The organism is Pseudomonas protegens (genome assembly GCF_003732485.1).
GTDB lineage: Bacteria > Pseudomonadota > Gammaproteobacteria > Pseudomonadales > Pseudomonadaceae > Aquipseudomonas > Aquipseudomonas protegens_B.
In genome coordinates, this window is record NZ_MOAK01000027.1 from 11,375 (window position 1) to 17,252 (window position 5,878).

5 protein-coding genes and 1 pseudogene are annotated in these 5,878 nt (G+C 63.0%); 2 read left to right on the forward strand and 4 right to left on the reverse strand.

What is annotated here, in order from left to right; all coding sequences use genetic code 11:
• Positions 1-900 (reverse strand): homocysteine S-methyltransferase family protein, encoded by a 900-nt coding sequence (locus BLX41_RS02595; protein ID WP_123723648.1) that lies wholly within the window; start codon positions 898-900, stop codon positions 1-3.
• Between the two features lie 110 nt (positions 901-1,010).
• Between BLX41_RS02595 and BLX41_RS02600 the strand changes: the two genes are divergently transcribed.
• Positions 1,011-1,832 (forward strand): ABC transporter substrate-binding protein, encoded by an 822-nt coding sequence (locus BLX41_RS02600; RefSeq protein WP_123723649.1) that lies wholly within the window; start codon positions 1,011-1,013, stop codon positions 1,830-1,832.
• The gene (locus tag BLX41_RS02605; protein WP_123723650.1) at positions 1,829-2,665 is read left to right on the forward strand and encodes an amino acid ABC transporter permease; all 837 of its coding nucleotides are present in this window, start codon (positions 1,829-1,831) and stop codon (positions 2,663-2,665) included. The genes BLX41_RS02600 and BLX41_RS02605 overlap by 4 nt, the downstream gene beginning before the upstream one ends.
• A gap of 80 nt (positions 2,666-2,745) precedes the next feature.
• Here BLX41_RS02605 and BLX41_RS02610 read toward each other — a convergent pair.
• The 3 genes and pseudogenes from BLX41_RS02610 to BLX41_RS02620 form a co-directional block, all read right to left on the reverse strand.
• Positions 2,746-3,012, reverse strand: a pseudogene (locus BLX41_RS02610) (helix-turn-helix domain-containing protein); the annotation flags it as partial.
• Positions 3,009-4,283: a type II toxin-antitoxin system HipA family toxin gene (locus BLX41_RS02615; RefSeq protein ID WP_123723807.1), complete on the reverse strand. Its 1,275-nt coding sequence runs from the start codon at positions 4,281-4,283 to the stop codon at positions 3,009-3,011. The pseudogene BLX41_RS02610 and the gene BLX41_RS02615, both read right to left, overlap by 4 nt.
• 270 nt (positions 4,284-4,553) lie before the next feature.
• Positions 4,554-5,878 (reverse strand): pyruvate carboxylase subunit B (locus BLX41_RS02620; RefSeq protein WP_404942734.1); only part of this gene is annotated, 1,325 nt, incomplete at its 5' end.

Consider the following 5,878-nt stretch of genomic DNA (forward strand, 5'->3'; position numbering starts at 1 on the left):
TCAACCGAGCTTCTGCGCCAACACCGCAATATGCTCCGGGCCAATGCCGCAGCAACCGCCCACATGGCTGGCACCGCGCTGGTGCCAGTCCGCTACCCAGTGCAGATAACCCGGCGGGTCCAGGTCTTCACGCAGCGGGCACAGGCCATCGTTGGCGGTGGCATCCTCGGGCTGCGGCGGGAAGGCATTGGCGTACACGCCGATATGGATCTGCACCCCCAGGCGCTCGAAGGTTTCACGAGCCGCATCCACCGCCGCACCAATCACTTCCGGCTGGCTGCAGTTGAACAGCAGGGTCTGCACGCCCAACTGCGCCGCCGCTGCCGCCGCTTCTGCCACCGGCTCGCCGGAACGCAGGCGTGGCACTTCATCGACCTCTTCATCCTTCAGGGTGAAGGACAGCCAGAACGGCTTGCCGTCCTTGGGCAATCCGGCGTGGATGGCCCGCGCCTCGGCGATGGAGCTTTGGGTTTCTGCGAGCCACAGGTCCACGAAAGGCGCCAGGCCCTTGACCAGCGGGCTCAGCACTTCCTCGACCCGGGACGCATCGAACAGGTCCGGGCGATAGGAACCGAACAACGGCGGCAACGAACCCGCGACCCGCACCGGCTTGCCGGAGGCCTCTACCGCGCGGCGCGCCAGCTCACCGGCCAAAGCCGCCAGGGCTTGGCCTTCAGCGGCAAAACGTTCCTCGCCGATATGAAACGGCACCACCGCGTAGCTGTTGCTGGTGATCACGTTGGCACCGCTGTCGATATAGGCCGCGTGCACCGCCTCAACCGCCTGGGGCGCCTCGCTCAGCGCCAGGGCCGACCATTCAGGCTGCCGGAACGGCGCCCCGCGACGCTGCAGTTCACGCCCCATACCGCCATCGAGAATTACCGTATTGCCTGCGCCCATATGCTTTTTACTCATATGCTTATGAAAATAACTCACTACCGGAGCCGTTCTTATAACTATTAAATACGCACCATTCGGTTAATAACAACTCTTTTTCAGTCAGGATTCCGATGAATTTCAAACCGCTGCTGGCCCTCGGCCTGACCCTTCTCGCCGTCTCTTCCCAAGCCTTCGCCGGCGCCACTCTGGAGCGTATCGAGCAGAAAAAGGAGCTGGTCGGAGTGCTGATGGAAAGCTATCCGCCCTTCTCTTTCCTCAATGACCAGAACCAGCTGGACGGCTTCGACGTCGACGTGGCCAAGGCCGTGGCCGACAAGCTCGGGGTCAAGCTGCGCCTGGAAACCCCGTCCTGGGATGTGATCGCCGCCGGACGCTGGAGCGGACGCTACGACATCTGCATCTGCTCCATGACCCCGAGCAAGGCTCGCGCCGAAGTCTTCGACTTCCCGGTGCAGTACTACGCCTCACCGGCGGTGATCGTGGTCAACGCCAAGGATGATCGTATCCACGGCGCCAAGGACCTGAGCGACAAGAAGGTCGGCCTGACTGCCGCCTCCAGCTACGAGGGCTACCTGAACAAGAACCTGGTGATCGAGGGCGCTGAAGACACCCACCTGCAATATCCCTTCGAGAACGTACAGATCGCCCCCTACGACACCGACAACGTGGCCTTCCAGGACCTCGGCCTGGGCCCGGGCGTGCGCCTGGATGCGATCCTCACCAACCTGGTCACCGCGCAACCACGGCTGACTCAGGATTCGCGCTTCAAGCTGGCCGGCGAGGCGCTGTACGCCGAGCCCAACTCGGTGGCCATCGAGAAAGGCGATGCACAGTGGGACGCCAAGGTGCGTGAAGTCTTCGCCCAGTTGAAGCAGGACGGCACCCTGAGCAAGCTCTCGCAGAAATGGATCGGCGCCGATATCAGCCAATGACTGCCTACACGCCACCGCCTCAGCCACCCCAATCGGTGGCTGAACCGCTGCTCAAGCGCCTGCTGGGTTTTCGCAGCCGCCTGTACCTGACCTGGGCGACCCTGCTGGTGCTGTTCGCCAGCTTCTTCCTGAGCTTCGACCTGAAGTTCTCGATCATCCTCGACAAGCTGCCGAACCTGCTGGGTCTGCACCTGTCCCCCAGCGGCTTTCTCCAGGGTGCGGCGCTGACCCTGTTCCTCTGCGCCTGCTCCATCGTCGCTTCGTCGCTGCTGGGCTTCATCACCGCCCTGGCACGCCTGTCTTCAAGCGCCGTGGCTTTCGGGATTGCCAGCTTCTACGCCTCGTTCTTTCGCGGCACGCCGCTGCTGATCCAGATCCTGCTGATCTACCTCGGCCTGCCACAACTGGGGGTGGTGCCGGGCGCCATTACCGCCGGGATCATCGCCCTGTCGCTGAACTACGGCGCCTACCTCAGCGAGATCTTCCGCGCCGGCATCCTCGGCGTGCCCCATGGCCAGCGCCAGGCCGCCCTGGCCCTGGGCATGAGCGACAGCGTGATCTTCTGGCAGGTGACCCTGCCCCAGGCCATGCGCACCATCATTCCGCCGGCCACCAACCAGTTCATCTCGATGCTCAAGGACTCGTCGCTGATCTCGGTAATGGGGGTCTGGGAAGTGATATTCCTGGCCCAGTCCTACGGCCGCTCCAGCTACCGCTACATTGAAATGCTCAGCACCGCGGCGCTGATCTACTGGCTGCTGTCCATCGGCCTGGAACTGATCCAGGCCCGGATGGAAAAGCATTACGGCAAGGGCTACGCCAAACGCGGTTGAGGTTCAGGCGAGGGCCCGGGGGCACCCGGGCTTCTTTCCGAACGCTCAAGCTCATCGAGCAGCGAACGGGCGCGGCTGGTTCTCTGCACTTTCACCACCCCCATCTGCAGGCCGAAAGGCTTGAACACCGCGTTCAGTGACTTGAGGGTCGGGTTGCCGTCACCGTGTTCGATATGGATCAGGGTGCGCAGGGAAATCCGGCACATCCTGGCGAACTGGCTCTGATGCAGCCCTGTGACTTCGGTGCGCAGGCGCTTGACCGCATCGCCAATGGGCAAGCGACCGCCCGCCATTTCCTGCTGGATGTTGTCGATCAGGGCCCCGCGTTCTTCCAGCGTCATGTTCATCGCAATCCCCACTCCTGCAGGCGTCGATCCAGGTGGCGCAGGTGAATGCGCGGGTGATTCAAGGTGGCTTCGGGCAAGCCCCCGGCACTCAGCAGGTCGGGCAGGGCCCGCAGCTGTTCGGCATCTGCGCGCAGGCGCGACAGGGCGGCTTCAGGGTCGAGCAACGGCTTGAGGCTGGCACAGACCAGGCGCCAGTCGACGTCACCGGCCACCTCCATGCGCCCGGGCCATTTGGTGGTGCGGGCAATCCCCTGGTCATCCATGATCTTGGGCGCCAGATCATGGATCGGGGCCAGACGCACCCCTGTATCAGTGCGAACCACCGAAAGCGTGCGGCCATGATTGTCCGTGTTGCCGAGGATCCTGTTGAGCAGATCGCGCCGCAGGTAGTCCGCCACCAGTTCGGGGATCGACGCCTCCTGGCCGGTGGCGCGCCACAGGTCGGCGAGAATCCCCAGCACTTCGGTATGGCGCATGCCCTGGCCATGGCCCACCAGCCCGGCCAGGGAGTAGATCGACTCCACCGCCAGGCGCTCGACTCCGGCGGGCGTTAGCCGACGGTCAAAACGCTGCATCCACAGGCTTGGCCGACGCCCCTCTTCCAGAGCCAGCCCAGGCGCCGGTAACGTCTCGATACCCAGCTGCTGCAGCGCCCGGTAGTAATGGAACTCGCTTCTGAGGATGTCGCAGGCATTCGGCGAAGCCGGGTTACGGGGGAACTTCACCCACCAGTGACGCGCTGCAAAAGCGTCATCGAGCAGCGCATCGGGGTACAACAAGCCCTCGCGGTTTTCTGTCAGCAACAGCTTGGGCGCTTCGTCGCCGATGCTCGCCGTGCCACCAAAAGCCGCCGCCTGCTCATGGGCGTATTCAAGAAAACGGTTATCCAGGGTCACCACCTGTTCCCGGGTGAAGCCCAGGGCCGGACGCCTGTGCAGCCCTGCCAGGGATTCCTTGATCCGCATATGGCCAATGGGCGCCGCAGTGCTTCGGGCCAGGAGGAACAACTCGCTGCCCATGCCATCGGGCCGCTCATGGCCGATCTGCCGGAGCAAAAAGCGGCGCGCCGCCGGCGTTGCGATCAGGTCATAAAGAAAGGCCGGAGCCCGGTCCTCTCGCCAGGGCTCCCACCCCAAAGGTATCTGTGCACTGACCGAGCGGCCCAGCGGGCTGGCAATAGCGTCAAGGTTGTCCACCAGATACTGCGGGACATAACCAAAGCTGCAAGGGCTGGCAAAGCCCTCTTCAGGTTTGTCGAAACTCAGGGTCATGGCGTCGGCCCACGCCCCTGCGCCGTAAAGCTGCAACGTCAGCCGGAGCATTGGGGTACCTGTAATTTGCTGCACTTCAATAGACATTCCGCCTCAATCATCCGCGCATTATATTGCAGTTATTCCAAGCCGCCGTGCCAATAAGTGTCTTTAAATGCATTTATAGAAACTAATCCTCACCAAAAATGCATTAAATGACACTTCAGGAAAGCAAAAAAAAGGGGAGCCGTAGCTCCCCCGAGGTAAACAGTTGCAGATGAGGGCCTGAACTCAGCCTTCGATCTCGATCAGGATTTCGCCCGGGTTGACCCGGTCGCCCTTGGCCACGTGGATCGCCACGACCTTGCCGGCGATGGCCGCCTGGACTTCGGTTTCCATCTTCATGGCTTCGGTGATCAGTACCGCCTGGCCGGCCTTGACCGTGTCGCCTTCCTTGACCAGCACATCGACGATGTTGCCCGGCATGGTGGTGCTGACATGGCCCGGGGCGCTGGCCTGCTTGCGCTTGCTGGTGCCGCCGCCGACGAACTCGTTGAGCGGCTCGAACACCACTTCTTCCGGCATGCCGTCGATGGACAGATAGAAGTGACGCTTGCCTTCGGCCTTGACCCCGACGCCAGTGATGTCGACGCGGTAGGTCTCGCCGTGCACGTCGATGACGAACTCGGTGGGCACACCTTCGCCGCCCGGCTTGCTGACGCCACCGGCTTCGGGGATCGGCAGCAGCACTTCCGGAACCAGGGTGCCGGCCTCACGCTCTTCGAGGAACTTGCGCCCGATGTCCGGGAACATGGCGTAGGTCAGCACGTCTTCTTCGGAATGGGCCAGGGCACCGATTTCGCCGCGCAGCTTGGTCATTTCCGGTTTCAGCAAGTCGGCCGGACGCACATCGATCACGTCCTCGCTGCCGATGGCCTGGCGCCGCAGGTTTTCGTCCACCTGACCCGGGGCCTTGCCGTAGCCGCCCTGCAGATAGAGCTTCACTTCGTTGGTGATGGTCTTGTAGCGCTCACCGGCCAGGACGTTGAAGAACGCCTGGGTGCCAACGATCTGCGAGGTCGGGGTCACCAGCGGTGGGTAGCCCAGGTCGTGACGCACCCGCGGGATCTCCGCCAGCACTTCGCCCATGCGGTTCAGGGCGCCCTGCTCTTTCAACTGGTTGGCCAGGTTGGAAATCATCCCGCCCGGCACCTGGTTGACCTGCACCCGGGTGTCGACCGCGGTGAATTCGCTTTCAAACTGGTGGTACTTCTTGCGCACGGCGTAGAAGTACAGGCCGATCTCTTGCAGCAGCTCCAGGTCCAGGCCGGTGTCGAACTCGCTGCCTTTAAGGGCCGCGACCATGGACTCGGTGCCCGGGTGGCTGGTGCCCCAGGCGAAGCTGGAGATGGCGGTGTCGATATGGTCGGCGCCGTTCTCGATGGCCTTGAGCTGGCACATTGCAGCCAGGCCGGCGGTGTCGTGGGAGTGGATGAACACCGGCAGCGACAGCTCGGCCTTCAGCGCCTTGACCAGCTCGCCGGTGGCGTAAGGGGTCAACAGGCCGGCCATGTCCTTGATCGCGATGGAGTCGCAACCCATGGCTTCCATCTGCT